Annotated in this window: 25 protein-coding genes and 2 tRNA genes; 14 read left to right on the top strand and 13 right to left on the bottom strand. The window is 72.1% G+C overall.

Annotated features, from left to right (window positions below):
- The first annotated feature begins 4 nt into the window (after positions 1 to 4).
- The 6 genes from ACIG36_RS00375 (at position 5) to ACIG36_RS00400 (ending at position 5,522) form a co-directional block, all read left to right on the top strand.
- Positions 5 to 202 carry a DUF3311 domain-containing protein gene (locus ACIG36_RS00375; RefSeq protein ID WP_399919591.1) on the top strand — a complete coding sequence of 66 codons (198 nt, stop codon included), beginning with the start codon at positions 5 to 7 and terminating at the stop codon, positions 200 to 202.
- A 41-nt stretch (positions 203 to 243) separates the two neighbouring features.
- A complete protein-coding gene (locus ACIG36_RS00380) occupies positions 244 to 1,758 on the top strand; it encodes a sodium:solute symporter (RefSeq protein WP_399922078.1) in 1,515 nt (504 codons plus the stop codon).
- Positions 1,759 to 1,835: 77 nt separating this feature from the next.
- Complete coding sequence (locus ACIG36_RS00385; RefSeq protein ID WP_399919593.1) at positions 1,836 to 2,141, top strand: DUF6412 domain-containing protein; 306 nt, start codon at positions 1,836 to 1,838, stop codon at positions 2,139 to 2,141.
- A gap of 168 nt (positions 2,142 to 2,309) precedes the next feature.
- Positions 2,310 to 3,086, top strand: coding sequence for a YidC/Oxa1 family membrane protein insertase (locus ACIG36_RS00390; RefSeq protein ID WP_399922081.1), 777 nt, complete (start codon positions 2,310 to 2,312; stop codon positions 3,084 to 3,086).
- Between the two features lie 112 nt (positions 3,087 to 3,198).
- On the top strand, positions 3,199 to 4,059 hold the full coding sequence (locus ACIG36_RS00395) for a fumarylacetoacetate hydrolase family protein (RefSeq protein WP_399919595.1): 861 nt from the start codon (positions 3,199 to 3,201) through the stop codon (positions 4,057 to 4,059).
- Positions 4,060 to 4,178: 119 nt separating this feature from the next.
- Entirely contained in the window at positions 4,179 to 5,522 is a 1,344-nt protein-coding gene (locus ACIG36_RS00400) for a choice-of-anchor A family protein (RefSeq protein ID WP_399919597.1), read from the top strand.
- A gap of 55 nt (positions 5,523 to 5,577) precedes the next feature.
- On the opposite strand, the gene ACIG36_RS00405 is transcribed toward ACIG36_RS00400, so the two are convergent.
- The 4 genes from ACIG36_RS00405 to ACIG36_RS00420 form a co-directional block, all read right to left on the bottom strand.
- A complete protein-coding gene (locus tag ACIG36_RS00405) occupies positions 5,578 to 6,594 on the bottom strand; it encodes a hypothetical protein (RefSeq protein ID WP_399919599.1) in 1,017 nt (338 codons plus the stop codon).
- A 107-nt stretch (positions 6,595 to 6,701) separates the two neighbouring features.
- Positions 6,702 to 7,334, bottom strand: a complete 633-nt coding sequence (locus ACIG36_RS00410; protein WP_399919601.1) for a pyridoxamine 5'-phosphate oxidase family protein — start codon at positions 7,332 to 7,334, stop codon at positions 6,702 to 6,704.
- A 139-nt stretch (positions 7,335 to 7,473) separates the two neighbouring features.
- Positions 7,474 to 7,932 (bottom strand): heme-degrading domain-containing protein, encoded by a 459-nt coding sequence (locus ACIG36_RS00415; protein ID WP_399919603.1) that lies wholly within the window; start codon positions 7,930 to 7,932, stop codon positions 7,474 to 7,476.
- Positions 7,929 to 9,107 (bottom strand): Gfo/Idh/MocA family oxidoreductase, encoded by a 1,179-nt coding sequence (locus ACIG36_RS00420; RefSeq protein WP_399919605.1) that lies wholly within the window; start codon positions 9,105 to 9,107, stop codon positions 7,929 to 7,931. The genes ACIG36_RS00415 and ACIG36_RS00420 overlap by 4 nt, the downstream gene beginning before the upstream one ends.
- Here ACIG36_RS00420 and ACIG36_RS00425 point away from each other — a divergent pair.
- Entirely contained in the window at positions 9,106 to 10,290 is a 1,185-nt protein-coding gene (locus tag ACIG36_RS00425) for an ROK family transcriptional regulator (protein ID WP_399919607.1), read from the top strand. The two genes, ACIG36_RS00420 and ACIG36_RS00425, sit on opposite strands and share 2 nt — an antisense overlap.
- 265 nt (positions 10,291 to 10,555) lie before the next feature.
- On the top strand, positions 10,556 to 11,446 hold the full coding sequence (locus ACIG36_RS00430) for a hypothetical protein (protein ID WP_399919609.1): 891 nt from the start codon (positions 10,556 to 10,558) through the stop codon (positions 11,444 to 11,446).
- A 76-nt stretch (positions 11,447 to 11,522) separates the two neighbouring features.
- Here the strand turns inward: ACIG36_RS00430 and ACIG36_RS00435 are convergent, their stop codons facing one another.
- Positions 11,523 to 11,969 (bottom strand): hypothetical protein, encoded by a 447-nt coding sequence (locus ACIG36_RS00435; protein WP_399919611.1) that lies wholly within the window; start codon positions 11,967 to 11,969, stop codon positions 11,523 to 11,525.
- A 371-nt stretch (positions 11,970 to 12,340) separates the two neighbouring features.
- Between ACIG36_RS00435 and ACIG36_RS00440 the strand changes: the two genes are divergently transcribed.
- The 4 genes from ACIG36_RS00440 (at position 12,341) to ACIG36_RS00455 (ending at position 15,927) form a co-directional block, all read left to right on the top strand.
- The gene (locus ACIG36_RS00440) at positions 12,341 to 13,120 is read left to right on the top strand and encodes an HAD-IIA family hydrolase (RefSeq protein ID WP_399919613.1); all 780 of its coding nucleotides are present in this window, start codon (positions 12,341 to 12,343) and stop codon (positions 13,118 to 13,120) included.
- 164 nt (positions 13,121 to 13,284) lie between these two features.
- Entirely contained in the window at positions 13,285 to 13,932 is a 648-nt protein-coding gene (locus tag ACIG36_RS00445; RefSeq protein ID WP_399919615.1) for a hypothetical protein, read from the top strand.
- A gap of 82 nt (positions 13,933 to 14,014) precedes the next feature.
- Positions 14,015 to 14,704, top strand: coding sequence for a class F sortase (locus tag ACIG36_RS00450; protein ID WP_399922084.1), 690 nt, complete (start codon positions 14,015 to 14,017; stop codon positions 14,702 to 14,704).
- A 167-nt stretch (positions 14,705 to 14,871) separates the two neighbouring features.
- The gene (locus ACIG36_RS00455) at positions 14,872 to 15,927 is read left to right on the top strand and encodes a glycoside hydrolase family 6 protein (RefSeq protein WP_399919617.1); all 1,056 of its coding nucleotides are present in this window, start codon (positions 14,872 to 14,874) and stop codon (positions 15,925 to 15,927) included.
- A 90-nt stretch (positions 15,928 to 16,017) separates the two neighbouring features.
- Here the strand turns inward: ACIG36_RS00455 and ACIG36_RS00460 are convergent, their stop codons facing one another.
- The 3 genes from ACIG36_RS00460 to ACIG36_RS00470 form a co-directional block, all read right to left on the bottom strand.
- Positions 16,018 to 17,964: a galactose oxidase-like domain-containing protein gene (locus ACIG36_RS00460; RefSeq protein ID WP_399919619.1), complete on the bottom strand. Its 1,947-nt coding sequence runs from the start codon at positions 17,962 to 17,964 to the stop codon at positions 16,018 to 16,020.
- Complete coding sequence (locus ACIG36_RS00465) at positions 17,961 to 19,829, bottom strand: glycosyltransferase family 2 protein (protein ID WP_399919621.1); 1,869 nt, start codon at positions 19,827 to 19,829, stop codon at positions 17,961 to 17,963. Before ACIG36_RS00465 ends, ACIG36_RS00460 begins: the two co-directional genes overlap by 4 nt.
- A gap of 338 nt (positions 19,830 to 20,167) precedes the next feature.
- Positions 20,168 to 20,241: transfer RNA gene (locus ACIG36_RS00470), tRNA-Lys, on the bottom strand.
- Between the two features lie 257 nt (positions 20,242 to 20,498).
- Here ACIG36_RS00470 and ACIG36_RS00475 point away from each other — a divergent pair.
- Positions 20,499 to 21,242 carry a C40 family peptidase gene (locus ACIG36_RS00475; protein WP_399919623.1) on the top strand — a complete coding sequence of 248 codons (744 nt, stop codon included), beginning with the start codon at positions 20,499 to 20,501 and terminating at the stop codon, positions 21,240 to 21,242.
- Positions 21,243 to 21,399: 157 nt separating this feature from the next.
- The gene (locus ACIG36_RS00480) at positions 21,400 to 21,990 is read left to right on the top strand and encodes a lytic polysaccharide monooxygenase (protein ID WP_399919625.1); all 591 of its coding nucleotides are present in this window, start codon (positions 21,400 to 21,402) and stop codon (positions 21,988 to 21,990) included.
- A 132-nt stretch (positions 21,991 to 22,122) separates the two neighbouring features.
- On the opposite strand, the gene ACIG36_RS00485 is transcribed toward ACIG36_RS00480, so the two are convergent.
- The 5 genes from ACIG36_RS00485 to ACIG36_RS00505 all read right to left on the bottom strand — a co-directional run bounded on the left by ACIG36_RS00485 (position 22,123) and on the right by ACIG36_RS00505 (position 25,260).
- Positions 22,123 to 22,968, bottom strand: a complete 846-nt coding sequence (locus tag ACIG36_RS00485; RefSeq protein WP_399919627.1) for a cytochrome c biogenesis CcdA family protein — start codon at positions 22,966 to 22,968, stop codon at positions 22,123 to 22,125.
- A complete protein-coding gene (locus tag ACIG36_RS00490; protein WP_399919629.1) occupies positions 22,965 to 23,723 on the bottom strand; it encodes a DsbA family protein in 759 nt (252 codons plus the stop codon). Before ACIG36_RS00490 ends, ACIG36_RS00485 begins: the two co-directional genes overlap by 4 nt.
- 79 nt (positions 23,724 to 23,802) lie before the next feature.
- Positions 23,803 to 24,198 (bottom strand): hypothetical protein, encoded by a 396-nt coding sequence (locus ACIG36_RS00495; RefSeq protein WP_399919631.1) that lies wholly within the window; start codon positions 24,196 to 24,198, stop codon positions 23,803 to 23,805.
- Positions 24,199 to 24,320: 122 nt separating this feature from the next.
- Positions 24,321 to 24,394: transfer RNA gene (locus tag ACIG36_RS00500), tRNA-Lys, on the bottom strand.
- Positions 24,395 to 24,501: 107 nt separating this feature from the next.
- A complete protein-coding gene (locus ACIG36_RS00505; protein ID WP_399919633.1) occupies positions 24,502 to 25,260 on the bottom strand; it encodes an IclR family transcriptional regulator in 759 nt (252 codons plus the stop codon).
- Positions 25,261 to 25,269: the final 9 nt, after the last annotated feature.

A 25,269-nucleotide genomic window follows, 5' to 3' on the forward strand; every position in this document is an offset into this window, starting at 1 on the left:
TCATGTGAAGAAACGTCCCGCTTTGCTGTGGCTGCTGGCCCCGTACGTGCTCTACCTGGGCGCCCTGCCCCTGGTCGACCGCGTCCGTCCGACCGTGCTCGGTCTGCCGTTCCTGTTCTTCTGGCTGTTGCTGGCCACCCTGCTCACGCCCGCCGCTGTCTTCCTCGCCTGGCGGGGCGACCGGAAGCGGGGCCGCGCGTGAGCACGAACGCTGCCGTCGCGTCGGCGATCTTCGGCGGTTTCATGGTCCTGACCGTCGCCCTGGGCCTGCTGGCCGTCCGCGGCCACGGCCGCACCACCGGCCTCGCCGAATGGTCGGTGGGCGGCCGCAGCCTCGGCACGGTCTTCATCTGGGTCCTGATGGCCGGCGAGGGATACACCAGCTTCAGCTACCTGGGCGCCGCCGGCTGGGGCTACAACTACGGCGCGCCCGTCCTCTACGTCATCGCCTACATGTCCTGCGGCTACGCGATCGGCTACGTCGTCGGCCCGATGCTCTGGTCCTACGCCCGCCGCCACGGCCTCGTCACCATCACCGACATGGTGGCCCACCGCTACGGCCGCCCCTGGCTCGGCACGGCGGTGGCGATCCTGGCCACCGTGTGCCTGCTCCCGTACATCCAGCTGCAGATCACCGGCATGGGCGTCGTCGTCTCGACGATCTCCTACGGGGCGATCAGCCTGAACTGGGCCTACTTCATCGCCTTCGCCGTGACGACCGGCTTCGTGGTGGTCAGCGGGCTGCGCGGCAGCGCTTGGGTGTCGGTGCTCAAGGACGTCCTGGTCATCGCCACGCTCGGCTTTCTCGCCGTGTACGTGCCACTGCACTACTTCGACGGCTACGGGCCGTTCCTGGACCGGATCGTCGCGGAGAAGCCGGACTGGCTCACCTTCACCGGGCACGGCGGCAGCGGGCTGGGCGGAAGCTGGTTCGTCACCACCAGCTTCCTCAACTCCCTGACCGTCGTCATCTTCCCGACGACCGTGGCGGGCTATCTGGGCGCGCGCAGCGCCGACGCGCTGCGGCGCAACGCGATGCTGCTGCCGTTCTACAACGTGCTGCTGTTCGTGCCCATGCTGCTGGGCATGGCGGCGCTGTTCGTCGTGCCGGGGCTGACGGGGCCGGGATCGAACCTGGCGCTGTTCAAGCTGGTCGTCGACTCGCTGCCGGCCTGGGCGGTCGGGGTGATCGGGGTCGCGGCGGCGCTCTCGTCGATCGTGCCGATGGCGGTGTTCATGCTGGTCATCGGCACCATGTGGGGCAAGAGCGTGCTGGGCACGATCCCCCGGCTGCGCGAGCGGCCCGACCGGCAGAAGACGGCGGCGCAGCTCGTGGTGGTCGCGGCGGGCACGCTGGCACTGGTGCTGACCTACACCGAGCCGAACACCCTGGTGCGGCTGTCGCTCATTTCGTACGAGGGGATGGCGCAGCTCGTTCCCATGATCCTGCTGGGACTGGTGTGGCGGCGGCTGACGCTGTGGGGTGCGGTCAGCGGGCTGGCTGCGGGCGGTGCGCTGGTGTGCGGTCTGGTGTTCACCGAGAACGATCCGGTGTGGGGTGTCAACGCCGGGGCGGTCGCGCTGGCCGTGAACGTGCTGGTGGCGCTGGCGGTGTCGTGGTGGGGGCCGGCGCCCGCCGACCCGCGCCCCGACGAGGAGGTCCTGGCCTCGGACCCCGGGCGGGACCCGGACCGGCGGCGGGATCCGGACCCGGGGCGGGGCGTTGTCAGTGGGGCGGTCTACCATCGGAACGACTGAACTGATGACCGGCCATGTGAACTGATGGCCGGTCACGAGCGACGCACGCAGGGGGGAGGGGCCGGATGCATCGCCTGATGAATCACGCACCGCGTACGCACATCAGCGTGCTCCTCCTCCTGCTCTCCGAGCTGTTGCTCGCCCAGAGCGGCCTGCTGACCTCTCTCGCGCTCGCCGCGACCACCGTCGTCGCGGCCGCGCTGGTGCTGTGCGCCGTCGCCGTGGCGGCCGCCCGCTCGGGCGGCCCGCTCACGCCGACCCGAATACGCACGGCGATACGGGACCGGGAGCTGCGCACCGCGTTCCTCGCCCAGCGTGATCCCGACGGGCGGGGCCGACGGCGGCCCCGGGCACCCGGCCTGCCCCTCCCGGCGGCCGCGTAGGCGCTCCCGCGCACCTTTGACGACCGGTCGGCCCGATGGGCCGAGGGGCCGATGCTCCGTGCCCTGCCGGTCCGTCGTCCGTGTGCGCGGTGCTGTGCCCACGCGGCTCGTCACGCCGAATCTCCTGCTTCCTTCGGCACGACGAGACCCGTGGAGGGCTCACCCACCATGTCCTTCTTCTCCCCTCTCTTCACTTCGCTCGGCTCTCTCCTCACGCACCTCGCGGACGCGCTCGACCCGGTTCTGGGGGCCTCCGCAACCGCCGGGGCGATCGTGGTGTTCACCATGTGTGTGCGGTTGGCACTGCACCCGCTTGCGCGCTCGGCGGCGCGTGGCGAGCGGGCGAGGGCCGAGCTCGCGCCCAGGCTGAGCGAGCTGCGGCGCAAGTACGCCAAACGGCCGGAGCGGCTGAAGGAGGAGGCGGCCAAGCTCTACGCCGAGGCGGGCACGTCACCCCTGGCCGGGTGCCTGCCGATGCTGGCGCAGCTGCCGGTGTTCTACGTGATGTACCACCTGTTCTCGACGGGCGACGGAGGAGGGGATCTGCTGGAGCACAGGCTGCTGGCCGCGCCGCTCGGCGGGCGCTGGGCGGACGCGCTGGGGGACGGCGGGCCCGTGGGCGCGCAGGGGCTGGTGTACCTGGGGCTGTTCGCGCTGGTGGGCGCGGTCGCCACCTGGACGTGCCTGCGCAACCGCAAGGCCGCGGCGGCGCTGCCCGCCACGGTGGCCGGCGACGAGCCGGTGCCGGGCATGGCGGCGATGGCGAAGGTGATGCCGCTGCTGTCCTTCGGCACGCTGGTCACAGCCGCCGTGGTGCCGCTCGCGGCAGGGCTGTACCTGGTGGCGACCACGACGTGGACGGCGGTGGAGCGGGCGTACCTCCAGCCGCTGCGCACGCCGGGGGAGTCCCGGGGGCGGGGTGCGGGGCGGGCGTCCGCGGCGTAGGGCGTCCAGGGCCGAAAGGGGACTCGCGCCGACCGAAAGGGGGCTTGTGGAGTGAGCCTCCGTTCTTGGACCATCGACCGGGCCGACTTTACGACTGCGGGGAGTTGTAGCGATGAGGCTGCTGCGGGTCGGACCCGCCGGTGCGGAACGTCCGGCACTGCTGGAGGACGACGGGACGCTGCGCGACCTGTCAGGGCTGGTGGCGGACGTGGACGGGGCGCTGCTCGGCGACGCGGCCGCGCTGGCCCACGTCCGGGCCGCGGTCGGAGCCCGAATACTGCCCGCCCTCGACCCCAGGGGGCTGCGGATCGGTGCGCCCGTCGGCCGGATCGGCAAGATCGTATGCATCGGCGTCAACTACCGGGATCTGGTGGCCGAGGCCGGTGTCGCGGTTCCGGCCGAGCCGGTGGTCTTCCTCAAGGCGCCCGACACGGTCGTCGGCCCGGACGACACGGTGCTGGTGCCGCGCGGCAGCGAGAAGACCGACTGGGAGGTCGAGCTCGCCGTCGTCATCGGCCGTACCGCGCGCTATCTGCGGACGGACGAGGAGGCGCTGGCGGCGGTGGCGGGCTATGCGGTGGCGAACGACGTCTCCGAGCGCGAGTTCCAGAACGAGCGCGGTGGCCAGTGGGACAAGGGCAAGAACTGCGAGACGTTCAATCCGCTGGGGCCCTGGCTGGTGACGGCCGACGACGTGCCCGACCCGCAGGCGCTGAGGATGCGGCTGTGGGTCAACGGACGGCTGAGGCAGGACTCCAGCACGGCACAGCAGATATTCCCCGTGGGCCACGTGGTGCGCTACGTCAGCCAGTTCATGACGCTGTACCCGGGGGACGTCATCAACACCGGTACGCCGGCCGGGGTGGCCGTGGCGCGGCCCGAGCCCAAGCCGTATCTGCGCGCGGGAGACGTGGTGGAACTGGAGATAGACGGCCTGGGGCGGCAACGCCAGCAGCTGAAGGACGCTCCCTAGGGCGTGCCCTGGTCCGTCCGGAGGAGCCACGGGTGTGGCGCCGTGATCCAGCTCGCGCAATATGCATATTTTCGGATATGTCTCAGAGGGAGCGTGGAACGCGCCGGGTGGTTCATTCGGTGACCGTGGCCACGGCCACGCTGGCCGCGGTCGCGGGCACCCTGCTGGCCTGCGCCTTCGAAGCGCCCGGCGCCCGGGACGCCCGCTCCGCCCCCGGGCCGGGCCCCTGCGTGCCGGGCAGGTGCCCGGCCGCGTACCCCGACCCCAACAGCGGGGCGGTGGTGGGGCGGGACAACGGGGTCAACGTCTTCGTCGGTGGCGACTACGCCGTGCGCGACGCCGCGGCCGGGGCGGAGGGGCGGGTAGTGGTGGACGGGAGCTTCGACCTGGCCAAGGGGTCCGGGCCACCCCTCTCCTACAACGTGGGCGCGGTGAGGAACGGCTCCCGGGTACCGCCCGACAACGGTTCGCCGTTCCTGCGCGTCGGCGGCGACCTCAAGCTCGCGGCGGGGCAACGGCTGCTCGCCGAGGACGGCCCGGTCAACGGCACCGTCGCCTTCGCCGGCCGGCAGGCCGGCACGGGCACCGTGAGCCCCAGGGTCGTCCACGACGCCGGCGCGGTGTCGGCGTACCGGGGGCTGCGCGAGGAACTGACCGCCGCGAGCACCTGCTACGCCTACGACAAGGGAGTGCCCAGAAAGCCGACCGGCACCGCCGTGAACCAGGGCAAGGTCACCGTCTTCACCGGCAACGGCACCTCGGCCCTGCAGGTCTTCAATGCCCCGTTCGACCTCGTCGCACCCGACGGGAGCCCGCAGAACCTGTCGTTCCAGAAGATCCCCCCGAAAGCGACCGTGCTGGTGAACCTCGCCAACGAGAACGGGGACGCGCGGACGGTCAGCACGTCGGCTGGGGCGCTCGCGGGTGTGCGGCGGGAGCGGTTGCTCTGGAACATCCCCGACGCGAAGGAGGTACGGATCACGGGGAGCGGGCAGTTGCAGGGTTCGGTGCTGGTGGGCCGGCGCTCGAGCACGACGCGCGTCAGCCTGCCGGTGGTCAACGGGCGGTTCTTCACGGCCGGATCGCTGGCCCATGAGTCGGCGGGCGGGGGCGCGGGCGGCCAGACGATCCACTCCTACCCCTTCGAGGGCGTCTTGCCCGACTGCGGCACGGGCCCCACACCGGACATCGACCCCGCCGACGCCGAGGAGCCGGTGCCGTTCCCGCCGGCGGGCGGGGTGATGCCGCCGGGGTTCCCCGTGGGCCTGCTGGGCCGGCCCGGCGTGGCCGATCCCCGCGGAGCGGTGGCGGGCGACGGCGACGGCCACGAACTGCGGCGCGAGGGTCCGCCGATGAGGCGGTCGATGGCGGTGGGGGCGTCGTTGATGACGGCGGGGGTGGGGCTGGCCCTCGTCGTCCTCTTCCGCACGCGCGCGGGCGCCGGCACGGGCAGGAGGACGTGACCACCGCAGGCGTCCGAAATGTCACCGCATTGCAGCGTCACCGAACCACCCCGCGTCACTGCATGACCGTCATGGGTGGGTGTTCGTACGACTCCCCGCAGCGGTAGACCTGGAGGGTGTAGCCGCGCCCGATGGTGACCATCGTGGGGCAGTTGGGGGACGGGTAGTGCACGCCGTCCGGCGGGTCGACGTCCTCGGCCGGGCGCCAGCTGTGCGTGCCGCCGTCCCATTCCCCGCTGTCGATGGTGACGAGCGGTTCGGCCACCGCCCCGCACGGGCAGCGCAGCGGCCATACGGCGGGGTCGGTGAAGGTCCACCAGGCCGCCCAGCCACCGGTCTTCCAGCCGGGCGCGACCGAGAGGTCGGACTGGTAGAAGCCGCAGCCGCTCTCCTGCTCGTCCTCCCACGCGTAGACGCGCTCGCGCAGGTCGTCCGGCAGGTCGTCGCCCGCCGGGTACTCGACGACCTGCTCCGGGTGCAGGACGCACGGTGCCGGCACATAGTTGTCGGAGCCGACCAGCTCGGGCACCGGCGGGTCGGTGAGGACCGCCGTCACGTCCGCGGCCCGGCGCCAGCGCAGCCGCACGGCCGGCGCGTAGTCGTCGCCGTGGTCGAACGGGCACCACAGCACCTGCAGGGTGTCCGTTCCCTCGGGACAGGCGAGGCCGGGTATGTCGCGCGCGTACAGCTGCGCCACCGGAATGAGCGGTACCGGGCCGGAGGGGCGCTTGCTCCCGGGGTGGCAGCCCGCGGAGGCACGGTCGATGATCTGCCGCTCGTCGGGGGTCAGGAGGTCGGCGTGCGGGGCGCGGGGGCGCCGCCAGGCGGCTGTCAGGATGCGGCGGCGCGTGTGTACGTCGTCCAGGGTCATGCGTCCGTACCCGCCGTGCCACTCGTCGCACATCGGCCACGGCTCGTCCGCCGGCCACAGCAGCGGCCCGCCCACCGAACTGTCCGAGACGGAGGGTGAGCCGGGCCGCGGGTGCAGGCGCGTCGTGGTCCGGGCCATCGCGGCGAGTTCGGGGAACGCGGCGGTGATGTCCACCGGGCGCGGCGGCGTCGTGCGAGTCATGGCGGCATCGAAGCATGCCCCACTGACACAACGGGCACAGCCCGACCGTCATCCGAACGTCCCTCGGCCGTCCCCGAACGTCCCCGGCCGTCCCCCGGCCGCGCCTGTCAGTCGTACAGCCGGGTGCCGTACTGCGGCCCGTAGTAGTGCTCCAGGTCCTCCAGCTTCGCCTCGGGCCGTTCCACCGACTTGGCGATGCGGGCGCGCGACGGGACGGCTTCGGGGTTCCAGCTCTCCGGCTTCCACAGCGAGGAGCGCAGGAAGGCCTTCGAGCAGTGGTAGAAGACCTCTTCGATCTCGACGATCAGCGCGAGCTGCGGGCGGTGCCCCTTGACGGTCATGCGGTCGAAGAAGGGCGCGTCCCGGACGAGCCGGGCCCGGCCGTTGATGCGCAGGGTGTCGCCGCGTCCCGGCACCAGGTACAGGAGGCCGACGTGCGGATTGCTCAGGATGTTGTGGAAGCCGTCGGCGCGGCGGTTGCCCGGACGTTCCGGCACGGCGATCGTCGTGTCGTCGAGGACGAGCGTGAAGCCGGCCGGGTCGCCCTTGGGGGAGACGTCGCAGCTGCCGTCGACGGCGGAGGTGGCCACCAGGCAGAACGGCGACTGCTCGAGCCATCGTTTGTCGTTCTCGTGCAGGTGGGTGCGCACCTTGTCCACGGCCGGTTGCGACGGCGGGCCGAGCAACTCCCGCAGCTCGTCCGCCGATGTGATCTCGACTATGCCGGTGGCCGTCTCCATGGTGCGTCCTTTCCCGTGCTCGTCCCATGGGAGCGTAACCGCCGCAGGTGGGCATTGCGTGGTCGTGTGGCGCAAGCCATGGACGGATCGCGTGCGAGGGGCAAGTGACGGCCCGTCAGGTGCAGGGCGGCGGCGTGTGTCAGGCCGTGAAACGTTCCAGCGCCTCCACCACCAGCGCGTGGTCCTCCGCCTGCGACAGGCCCGACACCGCCACCACCCCCACCACGCCCGTGCCGCGCAGCCGCACGGGGAACGCGCCGCCGTGCGCGGCGTAGCGGCCGGGGTCGAGCCGCGAGGAGTCCTCGAAGCTGCGGCCCTTGGCGCGGAAGCGGGCGCCGACCAGGTACGAGGACTCGGCGTACCGCTCGACGACGCGGCACTTGCGGTCGATCCAGGCGTCGTTGTCGGCGGACGTGCCGGGCAGCGCGCGGTGGAAGAGACGCTGCGGACCGCGCCGGACGCCGATCGTGACGGCCGCGCCGAGCTCGCGGGCCAGCTCGGCCACGAGGGTGCCCAGGCGCCAGGCGTCGTCGTTGTCGAAGCGGTCGAGGACGAACCGGTGTTCGTCCGCCTCGAGCCGGGCCACCTCCTCGCTCACCGCGCGTCCTCAGCGAGCGCCGTCGCGTCCTCCAGGCGGATGGTGCGGCCCTCGGCCGCCGACGTCTTCGCCGCCTCCAGGACGTGCAGCGTCTTCGCCGCCTCCGCCGCCGTGACCGGCGGGCGTCCGCCCGTGCGCAGGGCGCGTGCGACGGCGGCGTAGTAGGCGGGGTAGTCGCCCGGCAGCGTAGGCACCGGCTCGCCGCCGCCCGTGAGCGGGGACTCACCCGCGCCGAGGCGGCCCCAGGAGGACTCCGGCTCGACGCCCCAGGCGCCGTCGGCTCCGCCGGCGCCGCCCGGCCGCAGGCCCTCGCGCAGCGCGGCCTCCTGCGGGTCGAGCCCGTACTTGACGTACCCCGCCGTGCTGCCCAGCACCCGGAAGCGCGGCCCGAGCTGGGAGGCGGTGGCGCTCATCCACAGGTGGGAGCGGACGCCGTTCGCGTGGGTGAGGGCGATGAACGTGTCGTCGTCGGCCTCGGCGCCGGGCCGGCGGACGTCCGCCTCCGCGTAGACGGCCGTGGCGGGGCCGAAGAGGGCCAGCGCCTGGTCGACGAGGTGGCTGCCCAGGTCGTAGAGGATGCCGCCCACCTCCGCCGGGTCGCCCGACTCGCGCCAGCCGCCCTTGGGGTGGGGGCGCCAGCGCTCGAAGCGGGACTCGAAGCGCTGGACGCGGCCGAGGGTGCCGTCGGAGATCAGCTTGGCGACGGTGCGGAAGTCGTTGTCCCAGCGGCGGTTCTGGAAGGCGCTGAGCAGCAGCCCGCGGCTGTCGGCGAGCCCGGCCAGCGACCGGGCCTCGGCGGCGGTCGCGGCGAGCGGCTTGTCGACGACGACGGGCAGCCCCGCCTCCAGCGCGGTCCGGGCGAGCGGGACGTGGGTGCGGTTGGGGGAGGCGATGACGATCAGGTCGAGTTCACCGGCGCGGTCGAAGAGGGCGTCCGGGGTGTCCGCCGTACGGACGTGGGGGTGCTCGGCGAGGGCCTGCCGCTGCCGCTCGGGGTTGGCGGTCACGACGGTGTCGAGGGCCAGTGCCTCGGTCGCGGCGATGAGCGGGGCGTGGAAGACCGACCCCGCCAGGCCGTAGCCGATGAGCCCGACGCGCAAGGGGCCGCGGAAGGCGTCGGCGGTGGTGTCGTCATCCGGGGCTGCGTCGTTCGGGGCTGCGTCCAGGGCGTCCATGCCACCACTTTGGCAACAGTGTTGCTTAAGTGCAAGTGGAGTGGAGAATGGGGCAGTGAGCACCATCGGAGCCGGATCCCATCCTGGGGCCAACCTCGCCGCCCTGCGCGACCACAACGCCGCCGTGGTCCTGGGCCTGCTGCGCGACGCGGGCGAGCACGGCGCCAGCAGGGCCGAACTGGCCGCGCGCACGGGCCTGACCCCGCAGGCCGTCAGCAAGATCACCGCACGGTTGCGGGAGGCCGGGCTCGCCGCCGAGGCGGGCCGCCGCGCCTCCACCGGCGGCAAGCCCGCCACCGCCCTGCGCCTGGAGCCCGGTGCCGCGCACGCCATCGGGATCCACCTCGACCGCGACGCGCTGACGGTCACCCTGGCGGACCTCACGGGCGCCACCGTCGCCACCCGCACCGCGCCGCTCGCCTTCGGCGCGGGCGGGGACGCGGTGCTCGACGCGGTGGCCGCCGAGGTGGCGGCGCTGCGCGCCGGGCGCGGGCCCGGCGCCCCGGCGGTCCTCGGCGCCGGCGTCGCCGCCCCCGGCCCGCTGGACCACCGGGCCGGGGTGCTGCACCGCGTCACCGGCTTCCCCCAATGGGACGGCTTCCCGCTGCGCGACGCGCTGAGCGCGCGGCTCGGGCTGCCCGTCGTGCTGGACAAGGACACCAACGCCGCCGCCCTCGGGCTGCTCCTGCGCGGTGCGCGCGACGCCGGTTCCTTCGCCTACCTCCACCTCGGCACCGGCCTCGGCGCCGGGCTCGTGCTCGGCGGCGCCGTGCACCGCGGGGCCAGGACCGGGGCGGGGGAGTTCGGACACCAGGTGCTGCGGCTCGACGGGCCCCCGTGCCCGTGCGGCAACCGCGGCTGCGTCGAGGTCCTGTGCCTGGCGGCTGTCGCCGCCGGCGACACCGCCGGCGCCGCCCGCCTGCTCGGCGTCGGCGCCGCCAATCTCGTACGCCTGCTCGACATCGACCTCGTGCTGCTCGGCGGCCGGACCGTCCTGGCCGACCCCGACGCGTATGTGCGCGGAGTACGCGCCGAACTCGCCGGCACGGTCCCCGTCGCCGTCACGCCCGGCGGTGAGCGCACGGTCGTCGAGGGCGCGGCCGAACTGATCCTTGCGCCCCTCTTCGGTGGGACGTCCGGGGCGGTGCGGCACGCACCCGAAGGGTGCGCCACGCGCGCGTGAAGGGCGCCGTCCGTGCCGGTGCGGGCACGCACACGAAGGCTGCGCCACGCACCCGAGGGCTGCGCCACGCGCGCGTGCTCTCCGCCCTCCGCCAACGGCCGTCGCAGGCGGCGGCGCACCGCATCCGTTCCGATGGGCTGACAATCAGCCCATCGGGCGGCATTTGACGCCCGGTCGGACGCAACAGCCGGGCCGCGCGGTGGCGGTCGGCGGCTCGGGGGGATGTTCCGGTACGACCGGAGCCCCCACCCGCAAAGGTCCCGCGATGCCCGCCCTGTCCGCCCTTTCCGTGTTGCCCCTCGCCCGCCCGCCGGGGCGCGCCCGGCGTGCCCTCCTCGTCGGCGCCGCCACCCTCGTGACCGCCGCGACAGCCGGAGCGGCGCAGCCACGCGCCGACACACCGCAGCAGCACTGCGGCGCCCCGCGCGGCACCAATTTCCCCATCACGTCCCGGCTGACCGGCGGTCCCGGCGCGTACCGGAGCGGTGCCCCGCCGCGCGCCTGGCGGCTGGAGCTGCGCAATGCCACCGCCGCGGAGTGCCGGGCGGTCCACCCCGTCGCCGTCCTCGCCGACAAGAGACGTGCCCTCCAACCGGGCCACGTCCGCCTGGACTTCTACGACGCGGACCGTTCGCGCTGGCTGCCGGTGCGGTTCGAGCGCACGGAGGAGGCGGAGAACGTGGGGGTGCTCGACGACCGTTCGGCCGAATTCCCCGGGTTCGACGTGCCCGCCCAAGGGTCGGTCACGGTGCCGCTCCGGCTCGCCTTCACCGGGGACGCCCCGGAGGGTCCGGTGACAGCCAACGTCACGGCCGTACAGCGGCGTGGCCCCGACGGCGCCTGGGTGGGGGAGTCCGGCGACTACACCTTCGCGGTCGAGCGCGCGCCCGCGACACCGTCCGCGACACCACCCGCGACGCCGCCCTCCCGCGCTGCAACGCCCGGCGGCAGCGGCAGTGGCAGTGACGGCGGCGGCTCCGCCCCGCCCGTCCTCGCCGACTCCGGTGACGCGCGCCCGCTGTTCGGGGTGGGCGCGACCGCGTGCGTCCTGCTGGTCACCGGGACGGCTCTGCTCGCCGGATCCCGGCGGCTGGGCCGGCGTCCGGAAAGGCCGGGCGGCGGCGGTGTGCGGCGGCCGCCCGGAACGGATCGCTGATCAGGGCTGGACGGGTCTGTACGGGCGGACGGGTGGACGTCCGGAGCGGATCACCGATCGGCGGCGGTGGCCGCCGTCAGTCGCATTCCTTCCCGTCCACCAGGATGAACGGCGCGCTGTGCAGGAACGACGCGATGTTCCCGTGGTTGTCGCACAGGGTCACGATGTAGTGGAACACATGGCACTTGACGTGTGGGGGCACGTCGATGACGAAGCACTCCCGCTTGACGTACGTCCCCGCGCAGCCATGGGGCTTCCAGCCGTGCTGCTTGGAGAACTGCTGGATGACGCCCAGACGGCTCATGGCGTTGTTGGGCGCCGCCAGGACCTCGTCGATGCAGGTGAGGTTCAGCGTGTAGTGCAGGCACGAGTTGCCGATCAGGTGGCCGGCGACGGCCTCCACGCAGACCCTGAACTGGCGTGCCGGGCCGCTCAGGCAGAGGTTCGGCTGGCTGTTGGCCACGTCGCTGTCGATGGATGTCGTGAACACGCGGGTGAGGACCGCGTCATTGGGTGCGAGCAAGGGGGGTGCCCCCTTTCCTCCGGTGGGGTGCGCCCTGCCGACGCAGGGCGGGCGTCACTCACCGTACTGACGCGGTCGCGACGGGCACCTGCGCCGATATCCGGGCGTATGCGGCACTCCAACGGCGTGGGGGGTCGGGGCCGTTCGACGCAGTGACTCCGCTTGGCCGCCACCGCGCCGACCGTTATCGCCCGTGTGGGGGCTTGTCCGATATGCGGGATGTGATAACGGAGAGATAACGCGACCCCGGCGCGACTGACTAGGCTGGGAGGTGTCGGGGCGGCGCACGAGTGGTGCCGTCCCGGCGTACCCCCGTCCCTTCGTGGGTCACAGTGCGTCCCTTCGGGGGCGCGGCACGGCAGGAGTCCGCAGTGGCAGAGCGCAAGCCGATCGAGTCCTGGCTCACCGACATGGACGGTGTCCTGATGCACGAGGGCATCCCGGTGCCCGGGGCCGACGCCTTCGTCAAGCGCCTCCGCGAGTCGGGCAAGCCCTTCCTCGTGCTGACGAACAACTCGATCTACACGGCCCGCGACCTGCACGCCCGGCTGCAGCGCATCGGGCTCGACGTGCCGGTCGCCAACATCTGGACCTCGGCTCTGGCCACCGCCCAGTTCCTGGACGACCAGCGGCCCGGCGGCACCGCCTACGTCATCGGCGAGGCCGGGCTGACCACCGCCCTGCACGACATCGGCTACGTCCTCACCGACTCCGACCCCGACTACGTGGTCCTCGGCGAGACCCGCACCTACAGCTTCGAGGCGCTCACCAAGGCCATCCGGCTGATCAACAACGGCGCCCGTTTCATCGCCACCAACCCCGACGAGACCGGGCCCTCAGCCGAGGGCGCCCTGCCCGCCACGGGCTCCGTCGCCGCTCTGATCACCAAGGCGACCGGGCGCGAGCCCTACTTCGTGGGCAAGCCCAACCCGCTGATGATGCGGGCCGGCCTCAACGCGATCGGCGCGCACTCGGAGAGCAGCGCCATGATCGGCGACCGGATGGACACCGACATCCTCGCCGGGCTCGAGGCCGGCATGGAGACCTTCCTGGTCCTGACCGGGCTGACCCGGGCCGAGGAGGTCGACCTGCACCCCTTCCGGCCGTCCCGCGTCGTCGACTCGATCGCGGACCTCGTCGATCTGATCTGAGCGCGCGATCTGATCCGAACGCGCCAGGGGTCGGATACCGGCCCGGAATTGGGCCGAACCGGTCCGATCGGCTCTGAAGATCGCCAAATGGAGCAATACGCATACGGAGCGGATGCGCCTCCCGGCGTCGGCGGGTGAATCTCTGGAGTACCAGGAGGTTCACCATGGCTTCAGTCCGCTTTGTCCTCTGCGGCGTTGTGGCGGCGGTGCTCGCCGTCTGCGCGACCCCCGCCCACGCCAACGACGGCCCCGCGACCATGTCCGGGACCATCGAACTCACCCCCGTCACCAGCCGGCCCGGCGCCGAGGTGCAGCTGCGGATCTCCGGCTGCGCGAGCAACCGGGCGACCGCCACCTCCGAGGCGTTCGTCACCGACGCCCGGCTCACCAAGGACTCGGCCGGCATGTTCGCCGAGGCGACCGTCCGCGAGACCATGGCCGCCGGGACCTACCCCGTCAGGATCAACTGCGCCGGCGTCGACTCCACGGCCGAGGGCAAGCTGACGATCGTCACCGACGGCCGCGAGCTGCCCGGCCGGCACTTCGACGGGCTGTCCGACGTCCCGTCCGACCGGACCGGCGACGACCACGCGGGCCGCACCGACCAGGCCGGCCGCGAACCCCACACCCCGTACGTCTCGCCCGTCGCCCCCGTGCCCGCCGGAGGCGGCGGCACCCGGCACGTCGCCGCCGCCGAGGCCCCCGACACCGCGGGCCTCGTCCTGGCGGGCACCACCGCGGCCATCGCGGGCGGCCTGATCTGGTACCGGCGGCGCACCAATGCCCAGCAGCGGCGGCAACAGCAGCGCTGAGGCGGGCCGGCCCGCGATGGACCCCGCGACGGACCCGGTGGACGACGACGCCGGCACAGGACCCGGAAAGCGACCCGACGGCATGTCCGAAGAGCACGCGAGCGGCACCGGCCGCCTGCTGACCGGAGTGGCCTGGTCCGCGCTGCTGGTGGCGCTGTGGCTGTGGGGACGCGACATCACCGAGGTGCCGATGGCGTCCGCCCCCACGACCGGCGACGTGGCCGCCGTCGGACGGCCCGAGCGGGTGCTGCCCCCGGCCCACGACCCCCTGCCGGGGGCCCGCCCCGCCTCCCTCGCCGTCCCGGCGCTGAACGTACGGGCGGCTCCCGTCGAGGCCCACGGCCTGACCCGGCAGGGAGCCGTGGAGCCGCCCCCGTACGGCCGTCCCGGCGCCGTCTCCTGGTACCGGGCAGGGCCCGAGCCCGGCAGCGCGGGAGCGGCCGTCCTCGTCGGCCACCTCGACACCGAACGCGCGCCCGCCGTCTTCCACCGGCTCGGCACCCTCGGCCCCGGCGAGACCGTCGAGGTCGCCCGCGCGGACGGCTCCACCGCCGAGTTCACCGTCGAGGACGTCGCCGTCCACACCAAGGACGGCTTCGACCCCGCCAAGGTCTACGGACAGCGCCGACGGGACCGGGCCGAGCTGCGCCTGATCACCTGCGGCGGCGACTACGACCCCGAACGGCGCACCTACAGCGCCAACATCGTCGTCTCCGCCTACCTCACGGGAACGCGGGACACCGCGGAGACCACCGACACCGGAAGGGCCTGATGACGAATCCGATCCCGGGGGACCGCCGCCCGCTCGGTCCAGGTCGCCCGACAGGGCGACTGGATACGTGTCGTGGCATGACTGCCCACGGCCGTGGGCACGTCTGTGCCAGCATTGAGGAGGCATCTCCAGGCACCTCCAGAGGCAGTGCACCCAAGGGGGAGTGGATGTACGGCAGCAACGCCGGCCGCGTGCGCCGGGCCCGCCGGGCGTCGGCACGGACGGGAACGACGGCGACGGTGGCGCTCCTGCTCCTCGCCGTCGCGGGGTGTTCGTCGGACGAGTCGGCCTCGCCGAAGAAGGAACCCCCCGCCCTGTCGCAGGCCTCCCAGCTGCCCAAGTCCATCTCACCCTTCTGGGTGAACCCGGACGGCACGGCGGCCAAGGAGGCGACCCGGCTCCGCGAGGGCGGCAAGAAGCGGGACGCCGAGCTCATCCAGAAGATCGCCGGGCAGCCGGTCGCCGAGTGGGTGGGGGCGGACGATCCGGAGGGTCAGACCCGCGGCTTCACCCAGGCGGCCGCCAAGGCCGACCGGGACGCCCTGCTGGTGCTCTACAACATCCCGCACCGCGACTGCGGCCAGTACTCCCAGGGCGGCGCCGCCGACGGCAACTCCTACCGCGTGTGGCTGGACAAGGCGGTCCGGGGCATCGGCGACCGCCGCGCGACCGTGATCCTCGAGCCGGACGCGCTGCCGCACATGGAGGACGGCTGCACCCCGCAGCAGTTCCACGAGGAGCGGTTCGCGCTGCTGAAGGAAGCCGTCGGCAAACTCAAGGCGCTGCCCAGGACCAGGGTCTACCTGGACGCCGGCAACCCCAGCTGGGTCACCCCGGCCGACCGGATGGTGGATCCGCTGCGGCGGGCCGGCATCGACCAGGCCGACGGCTTCGCGCTCAACGTCTCCAACTTCCAGACCACCGACGACAGCAAGGCCTACGGCCGCAGGCTCTCCACCCTGGTGGGCGGCAAGCACTTCGTCATCGACACCAGCCGCAACGGCAACGGCCCGCTGTCGGGCGCCGACCACGAGAAGGCCTGGTGCAACCCCTCCGGCCGGGCCCTGGGCGAGCCGCCGACCGTCAAGACCGGCGACGCGCTGGTCGACGCCTATCTGTGGGTCAAGCGGCCGGGAGAGTCGGACGGCGCCTGCAAGGGCGGCCCGGACGCCGGCCAGTGGTGGGAGACGTACGCGCTCGAACTGGCCCGCAACGCCCGCTGATCCGGTCGGCTGACCCGGCGGCCCGGCCCTTCCTGCCGGGCCCGGCCGGAAGGGCCGGGCCTTCGGTCAGGGCCCGGCCACGTCCTTCGGCTAGGGCAGCTCCTCCGCCACCGGAACCTTGATCCACACGGCCTCCGAGGGTGTCCCCTTGGCGTCGATCACGTTCAGCATGTACCAGCCGGGGGGCACCAGCGAGGGGTCCTTGGGCATCGTCACGGTGAACCCGTCGCCCGTCACGGTGAGGTCCAGCGCGATCGAGCGCTGCTCGATGTTGGTGACGTGGGTGAAGGAGCCCGGCCGGATCAGCCGTGCCTTGGCGATGCTCTTCGCGCCGTCCGCCCGGTAGGTGGTCTGCTCGCCCAGCCGCACCGTCCGCCGCTGACCGTCCTTGATCACCGGCCGCTCGCCCCGGAAGCCGTAGGGCGGGGTGTAGAGGTCCATCTGCTGCTGGAAGACGCCGGGCTTGGTGTTGTCCTTGTCGCCGAAGAGGGAGTCGGAGCCGAAGGTCATCACCCGGCCGTCGGGCAGCAGCAGCGCGCCGGAGTGGTAGTTGCGGCCCACCAGCGGATCGGCGACCGGACGGGTGCTGTTGGTCCTCGGGTCGTAGAGCTCGGCCCGCAGGACGTTGGAGTTGCTGCGGCCCCGGTAGTCGCCGGAACCGTTGGTGGTCAGCACGGTGTCGTCGGGCAGGATGACGCTGCTGGGGTAGCGGACCTTGGCGTAGAGGTCGGGGCCGTCGTGGAAGCGGGGGTTCTCCTCGCGCAGGTCGACGATGCGGGTCTTGGCCGTGGACTTGCGGTCCTCGCCGACCCCGCCGCCGCCGAGCACCATGTACCGCTGCTGCTGGGCGGGCGGCAGCAGCACGGACATCGAGGTCTCCAGGACGTCCGGGTCGCTGATGCCCGGCACCTCGGTGAAGTCGTTGCTCTCCAGGTCCCACAGGCCCGGCACCCGGCCCTTGTCGGCGGGGCCGTACCCGGCGTTGGAGCCGGTGTAGAAGATCTTGCCCTTGTCGGTGAGGAAGAGGGCGGGGTAGGTGGGGAAGAAGCGCTCCTTGGGCAGGTACGTCCACTTCTTGGTGGCCGGGTCGTAGATCTCGTTCTTGCCGGGGACGACCTGGCCGATCTCGTCCAGGCCGGAGACCGACAGCACCCTGCCGTCCTGAAGGGTGGTCAGGGTGGGGTACCAGCGGGCCTCCTGCATCGGGTCGACCGTGACGTAGCGCTCGGCGACCGGGTCGAACTCGAAGGAGTCCTTGATGCCCTGGAAGTCCTTCTTGTCGAAGGAGAGCTTGTTGGCGATGCCGTAGGAGTTCTGGGCGTCGACCCCGGTCAGACCCTCGATGCGGTAGTTGTCCGTCGTCCCGGTCTCGTACTCGTGACCCTTGCCCAGCGCCTCCACATAGACGCGCGCGGTGCTGGCCGTGACCTTGACCTCGTCGCCCTCGCCGGTCTTGTTGGCGCGGGGCACCAGCACCGCGTCCTTCGACTCGAAGGTCTTGTGGTGGCTCCGGCCGGTGAAGCGGGTGCCGGCGGGGAAGGTCATCGGCTTGTCGGGGTTCTCGTTGTGGACGATCATCAGGCCGCCGGCCTTGGTGACGTCGCCCTCCAGCTTCTCGTAGCGCTGGGTGCCGCCCGCCACCAGGAGCTTTCCGTCGGCCAGCTGGGTGTGGCCGGCGCAGAAGAGGTCCTTGGGGGTGGGGATGTCCTTGTAGGTGTCCTTGCGTGGATCCCACAGGACCGTGCGGAAGGACTTGGCCTTGAAGTTGGCGGCGTTGTTGCCGGAGCCGGCGATCAGCAGCACCTTGCCGGTGTGCAGCAGGGCCGCGTGGATCGTGTTGATCCGGTACTCCTTGGGGACGTCCACCACGTCCCAGTGGCCGTTCTTCTCCTTGTACTCGAACTGGTTGATCTTGTAGTCGTGGTACTGGTCGGCGGCGTAACCCCAGATGGCCGGCCCGTTCATGCCCGCCAGTGCGACCACGACCGCCGCACCGATCGCCATGCGGCGGGTGCGGCGGCTCGGGTTGAGTCTCATCGCTGGGGTGCCCCCTCGGGGTGCTCGGCCGGGTGCTTCGCGCGGTACGTGGTCCACCACCAGGCGACGATCGGCGAGACGGTGACCGCCAGCGCGAGCGTGGCCCAGGTGCCCATCGCCACGTGCGTGTGGCCGACGACGAACGAGGCCGCCAGCGAGCCGCCGAAGATCATCATGAAGAACAGGTGGATGCGGAAGGTGCCGAAGAGGGTGTCGGGGCTGGCCGAATCGCCCTTCGGGGTCACCACGAACCTGCTCTTGCGGCGCAGCACCGCGTCGGTCAGCGAACGGGCGTAGATGGGCGCGGAGAGCGCGGACATCACCATGCCGGCGAGGCCGCCGGAGCCCTCGGGCTCGTGCGGGGAGACGTTGTGCCGGCGGTTCCAGATGTAGAGGCCGATCTGGAGGGCGGCGGCGTCGCTGTAGAGCATCATCCAGATCTCGGAGTTGATCTGGATGCCCGAGGCCCCGAGCCCGAGGAAGAGGGCGCAACTGAGGGCGCCCAGCATCCAGTTGATGGCCGTCATCGGGTAGTAGATCACCATCAGGGTGTAGTTCAGGAACTTGCCGGGGGAGAGGGTGAAGGGCCCCTTCCAGTACTGTTTGATGATCGTCTCGTAGGTGCCCCGGGACCACCGCAGCTGCTGGGTGAAGAAGTCCGTCCAGGCGTTCGGCCCCTCGCCGACCGCGAGGACGTCCGGGGTGTAGACCGAGCGCCACTTCTTCCCCGTGCCGGGATTGCGATGGCGGTGCAGCTCGAAGCCGGTGGCCATGTCCTCGGTGATCGAGTCGTAGAGGCCGCCGATGCCCTTGAGGGCGCTGATGCGCACGGCGTTGTTGGTGCCGACGAACATGGGGGCGCCGTAGCGGTTGCCGGCGCGCTGGATGAGGGCGTGGAAGAGGAACTGCTGGCTCTCGGCGGCCTTGGTGACCGCCGCGTCGTAGTTCCCGTACACCTGAGGTCCAACGACAAAGGCGACATCCGGGTCACGGAAGTAACCGAGCATGCGCTCGAGGAAGTTGGGCAGCGGCACGTGATCGGTGTCCACGGACGCGAAGAAGTCGTAGTCGTCGCCGTGCGCGTCGAGCCAGGCGTTGTAGTTGCCGTGTTTGGTCTTCGCACGGTGCGGGCCCTTGGGCCGGTTCCACTTCTCGATGCCCTTGCGGCTGAAGTGGTGCACGCCCAGGCGCCGGCAGACGGCCTTGACCTCGGGATCGTCGCCCTCGTCCAGCAGCCAGACGTGCACGGGGCCGCGGTGGCGCACGCGGACGGCGGCCTCCAGGGTCCTGGTGACCATCTCGATCGGTTCCTTGCCCGGCACGAAAGAGGTGAGAAAGGCGACCCGGGTGCCGGTCTCGGGGACGACCGGTATCGGATCGCGGGCAACGAGCGTGGCGTGGGCGTTGGAGGTGACGTTCAGCGTGCGGAAGAGCTCGATCAGCCCGATGGACACCAGCATCACGGCGTCCAGGACCCGCATCAGGGTGGTGGCGTTGTCGCGCTGCGTCCAGTGCGCGGGCTGCATCAGCCACACCAGCAGCCCCAGCGAGACCACCGGTGCCGCTCCGAGCAACAGGGCAGCCTGGACGCGGTGCGGCTCGTCCGCCAGCAGGCTGCGGTAGCGCACGCGGTACGGACCGGGCTCCTTGCCGGGGTCGGTCAGCGGGCCGGCCAGGCGGCTGTAGTGCTCGTAGTCGAAGCGGGGCAGCGGCCTTCGATGATGGGGCGGCGAGAGCTCGGGTGGCTCGGGGTGACGCGGACGCCCTCCCGGGCCGGCCGGGGCGGGCACGCGCAGCCGTGTCGTCACCGATGGGTCGTAGGTCTGCTGCCGGTGCCGCTGGGCGTCGGCAGGCGTGGACGTCATGTGTCATCCCCCCGCACGCATGGTTACTGCGTGTATGTGCCAGTGCGTGGCCCCGCCGGCCCCCCTCGGCCGCGCGGGCGCGCGTGCCGGCTCCCCCCGGCACCAACCAACTCACTGGTCAGCCAGTGACATTGGGTGAAGCTGTGCGTTTCAGGATCTCGGACCCCGCGCCATGATCGCAAGGGTGAAACAAGGTGTTTACCGGGCAAAGCGGTACGTCGAACGAAGATGCGTACGAATGTTGCGCAAGTGGTCACAACTGGCGCGCTTGTGTGTTCGTATCGCGCAGAGAACGACTCAAGGCTCCTCACTCTTGGTGAGGAGCCTTGAGACTCGCGTGCGCCGCCAGGGACTCGAACCCCGGACCCGCTGATTAAGAGTCAGCTGCTCTAACCAACTGAGCTAGCGGCGCCTGCTGACAGAGAAAACTCTACCCGACGCGCGGGGATGCTTCCGACCACGCTCCGGCGGACCCGGCGTCGGACCGGTGGAGCTCGTGGCGGGCCGCTCGCCGCGATGCCGTCCGATACGTTCCGCAATGAGGCGAAAAGTCGCTACGTGTGGTAGTCGCCGTGCGACATGCGGTTCCTTTCGGTCATTGAGACCCTGTGGCGAACGAAGTCGCAGAGAGAGAAATTCACCGGAAGCCGAACGAAAGGCAGCAGGGAGATGCCCGAGGAGATACCCGGGGAGGGCGCCCGCCGCCGACGGGGCGCCATGCGTGCCGCACTCCTGGCCGCCGTGGGGGCGGCCGCGATCGCCGGCCCCGGCGTGGCCGCGGGGGCCGTGGAGCCGCCGGAGCCGGGGCCCGGCCTGGGCGCCGACACGGCCACCCGGGAGCCGGACGGTGACCCGGCGGCCGTGACGGCCGCCGGGGTCGGCGACGGGGTCGACGACGAGGTCGACGGGCTCGACGCTCTGGACGGTTTCGAGGAGCAGGGCCTCGCGGGCCTCGCGGATCTCACGGACGTCGCGGACCTCTCGGATCTCGCGGATCTCGCGGATCCCGGTGACGCCGCGGACACCGTCGGCGTCACCGAGCTCGAGCCCGCGCTCGCCTACGCGCTGCGCCATCTGGGTGATCCGTACCGCCTCGGGGGCGCCGGCCCGCGCCGCTGGGACTGCTCGGGGCTCGTGCAGCGGGCCTACGGGCGGGCGGGCGTCCGGCTGCCGCGCGTGGCGGCTGACCAGTACCGCGCCACCCGGCGCATCCCGCGCAGCGCGCTGCGCCGCGGTGACCTCGTCTTCTGGTCCACCAACGGGCGGGCGTCCGGTGTCCACCACGTCGCGATCTACATGGGCGGCGGCCGCTACATCGAGGCGGCCCGGCCCGGCACCCGGGTCCGGGTGTCGACGTTCGCGTACTACAACCCGCAGATGTACGGCCGGGTCACCCGGTCGGCCGGTCGCTGACGGCGCCCGGAGACGTTGACGCGCTGTGTCGGACGCGCTGTGTCAAGAACGTGAATTTGGCCTGGACATGACTATTGGCCGGTACTAGCCTCCTTCTTGGTCTAGACCGCAAATCACTCGGCCTCACAGAACCCCCCACGTTCTCGAGGAGTGCAGTATGCGCAGAAAGATCAGTGCGGCGATCATCGGCTTGGGCGTCGCCTGTGTCTCCGTCTTCTCCACCGGCAGCGCCTCCGGCCACGGCTACACCGATTCCCCCACCAGTCGCCAGGTGTTCTGCTCCAAGGGCACCGTCCAGAACTGCGGCGCGATCCAGTGGGAGCCCCAGTCCGTCGAGGGCCCCAAGGGCTTCCCGTCCCGCGGACCCGCCGACGGCACGATCTGTGCGGGCGGCAACAGCCGCTTCGCCGAGCTCGACGACCCGCGCGCCGGCCAGTGGCCGTCCACCAAGGTCACGGCGGGCCAGAGCCTGGGCTTCCGCTGGAAGCTCACCGCCCGCCACGCCACCACGGACTTCCGCTACTACCTCACCAACGGCAACTACCAGCCCACCAGGCCGCTCACCCGCGCGGACCTGAACACCCAGCCCTTCCTGACGGTCCCCTACAACGGCCGGGTTCCGGACGCCACCGTCACCCACCAGGGCACTCTCCCCGCCGGAAGGACCGGCAAGCAGATGGTCGTCGCCGTCTGGACCATCGCGGACACGGGCAACGCGTTCTACGCCTGTTCCGACGTCCAGTTCTGACGTCCGGTCGCGGCAACCGGTCCCGGCGATCGGTCCCGGCGATCGGTCCCGGCGTCCAGTGCTGACGTCCGGTTCTGACGGCTCCGGCCGGCCGCGCGCGGGGCTCTCCGTGCGCGGCCGGTTCCGTCGGCGTCAGCGGTCCGTTTCGCCCGCGTCCTCGCCGGGTCCGCGCCGGAGCGCGACGCGGGCCAGAAGCCCGGCCACCACCAGCGCGATCACGGCCAGCAGCGCGTAGTCGGGTACCGCGTTGCCCACCCGGGAGGCCAGCTCCTCCAGGCGGAACTCCTGGTCGGCGTCCACGATCGCCGGCAGCCCGGTCGTCCCGTCGTACAGGAGGAAGAGCACCCCGATCCCGATGAAGAACAGGCCCGAGACCAGGGAGGTGGTGTGCAGCCGCAGTCGGCCCAGCCGCAGTTCGCGGCCCCGCAGCCAGCGGCGGCCGCCGAGCCGGAAGCGGTCCCAGAACACGGCCAGCACGAACAGCGGCAGCGCCATGCCCAGCGCGTAGACGGCCAGCATCGAGGCCCCGTACACCGGGTTGCCGTTGACGGCGGTCACCGTCAGCACCGCGCCCAGGATGGGCCCGGCGCAGAAGCCGGCCAGCCCGTACACACAGCCCAGCAGGAACGTCGACGCCGCTGTGCGCGGCGTGATGCGCCCGGCCGCCTCCTGCGCCCGGCGCGAGGCGAAGCCCAGCCCCAGGATCTGGGCGGCCCCCAGGGCGATGACCACCCAGCCGCCCGTGGTCACCAGCAGGTCGCGGTGGCCGTTGAAGAGCCGGCTGGCGGCGGTGGAGGCGGCGCCGAGCGGTACGAGCGTGGTGGCGAGCCCGAGGTAGAAGACGCAGGTCCGCGCGAGCAGCCTGCCGGGACTGGCGAGCGAGTACGCGAAGAAGGCCGGCAGCAGCAGCGCGCTGCACGGGCTGACCAGGGCGAGTGCGCCGCCCAGGAAGGCGGCGAGGTAGCCGATGTCGGTCACTTGCCGGACTTCCCGGCCGCTTCCTTGACCGCCTTGGCCTGGGTGATGGCGGCCTCGAACTCCTTCAGCGGCTGGGCGCCCGCGAGGGGACGGCCGCCGACGAGGAACGACGGGGTGCTCTTGACGCCCAGCGAGTAGCCCTCGTCCTGGTCCTTCTTGACGGCGGCCGCGGCGGCGGAGCCGTTCAGGTCCTCGCGGAACCTGTCGAGGTCCTTGACGCCGGCCTTGCCGGCCAGGTCGACGAGCTTGTCCTCGGCGAGGGCGTCGCCCTTGCGGAGCTTGGCGAAGAGCTCGTCGTGGAACTGCTGGAAGCGGCCCTGCCGGCCGGCAGCCCAGGAGGCTCGGGCGGCGCGCTCGGAGTCCTTGCCGAAGATCGGGAAGTTGCGGAACTCGATGCGCAGCACACCCTCGTCCACATACTTCTTGATCAGCTCGGGCTGGGTCTCGCGGGTGAAGCGGCCGCAGTAGGAGCACTGGTAGTCGGCGTACTCCACGAGCACGACGGGCGCGTCCTTCTTGCCGATGGCGAGCGGGTCGCCGTTCTCGCGGCGGCTGGTGAGCTTCTCCAGCTGGTCGTACGTGGGCTGCTGCGGGTCGAAGGAGGGCTCCGCTCCGGCGGCGGACGACTTCTTCTCTCCGGAGTCGCCCGAGCTCTTGGCGATGGCGATGCCGGCGGCGACGACCGCCACGACGAGGGCGATGATCGCGCCGATGGCTGCCAGACGGCGGGAGGGCGTGGAGACGCGTGTGGACATGAGGGGAAGTGCTCCATGGGTCGTACGGATCTGGGCATGCCGGGGCACGGCCCGGTGCGGGGCCGTGGCGGTGCGGGTTCTAGATCCGCAGGACGGGGAGCAGCTCGGCGCAGCCGGCGACGGGCACCGGCGGTGCCCTCGGCGCGTGGGGACGCGGGGCCTCGGCCTGGGGGAGAGCCACGCGGGCGGCGCCGGATCCGGTGACCGGGTCGGTGTGCGGTGCGGCGACGGCGGGCTCGGCGCCCTTGAGGGGCGTGTCCTGCTGACGGCAGGCGCCGCCGGTGTCGCCCGCCTCGGCCCGTGGGCGGGCCTCGGGCCGGGCGGCGGAGGCGTCGGCCGGGGCGGAGGCGTACGTGCTTGCCGCCGGGGCGGCAGGCGCGGCGGAGGCCGCCGACGTTCCCAGGGACGGGACGAAGATCGCGGCCAGCAGGAGCAGGAGCACGGCGGCTGCCGTCGGACGGCGTCGCTGTGGCACGTGCGCTCCTCCTTCACCGTCTCTTCCGCCCGTGGCCGGGCGGCCTTCATGCTACGGGCCGTACGACCTACGGGCCGTACGACGAAGGCCCTCACCGTGAGGTGAGGGCCTTCGACTGTCTGTGCGCCGCCAGGGACTCGAACCCCGGACCCGCTGATTAAGAGTCAGCTGCTCTAACCAACTGAGCTAGCGGAGCCTGCTGACAGAGAAAACTCTACCTGATGTCCGGGGGTGCTCCGAACCACCGGTCACACCACCCCCTCGGAACCCGTGCGCCACCGGCGCTCCAGGGTCGCCAGGTCGCTACAGAGCGAGGGACAGCAGCATGGGGGCGGCGTGCCGGTTCAGGGTGTCGGCCGCCTGGCGCAGCCGGTGGGCGTGCTCCAGCGGCAGCGACAGGCCCAGCGAGCCGACGGTGCGCCCGGCCGTTATCGGGACGGCGGCGCAGACCGTGCCCAGCGCGTACTCCTGCAGATCGAGGACGGGGACGGTCGCGGGCTGGGCGGCCAGCCTGCTGAAGAGGACCTTCTCGTTGGTGATCGTCCGGGAGGTGAGGCGGGCGATCCGGTGCCGGGAGAGGTGATCGCGCCGGTCGTCCTGGTCGAGCTGGGTCAGCAGGCACTTGCCGAGCGCCGTCGCGTGCCCGGCGGAGCGGAAGTCGACCCACTCGTTGACCTTCGGCGTGCGCGGTCCGTCCGCGTACTGCGTGACCCGGATCTCGCCGTCGACGTAGCTGCTGAGGTAGACGGCCGCGCCGACGGTGTCGCGCAGCGCGTGCAGCGACCGCTGGAGCTTGCGTTCCAGAGCGATCTTGCGGTCGCCGCCGGAGCTCAGCAGGACCAGGGCGTCACCGGTGACGTAGCCGCCGTCGCCGGTGCGCTCCACGTACTCCTCGCGGCGGAGCATCAGCAGCAGGTGGGCGAGGTGCCCGGCGGGCAGTCCCGTCTCGCGGGCGATCTGCGCCTGGCTCACGCCGCCGGTGTACTTCGCGACCGTCTCCAGCACGCGCAACGCGTACTGCACCGAGTGGAACGGTGCGGTCGGCTCGGGCCTGAGCGCCACGGTCTCCCC

This window comes from Streptomyces sp. NPDC053048, assembly GCF_044547045.1.
Lineage (GTDB): Bacteria > Actinomycetota > Actinomycetes > Streptomycetales > Streptomycetaceae > Streptomyces.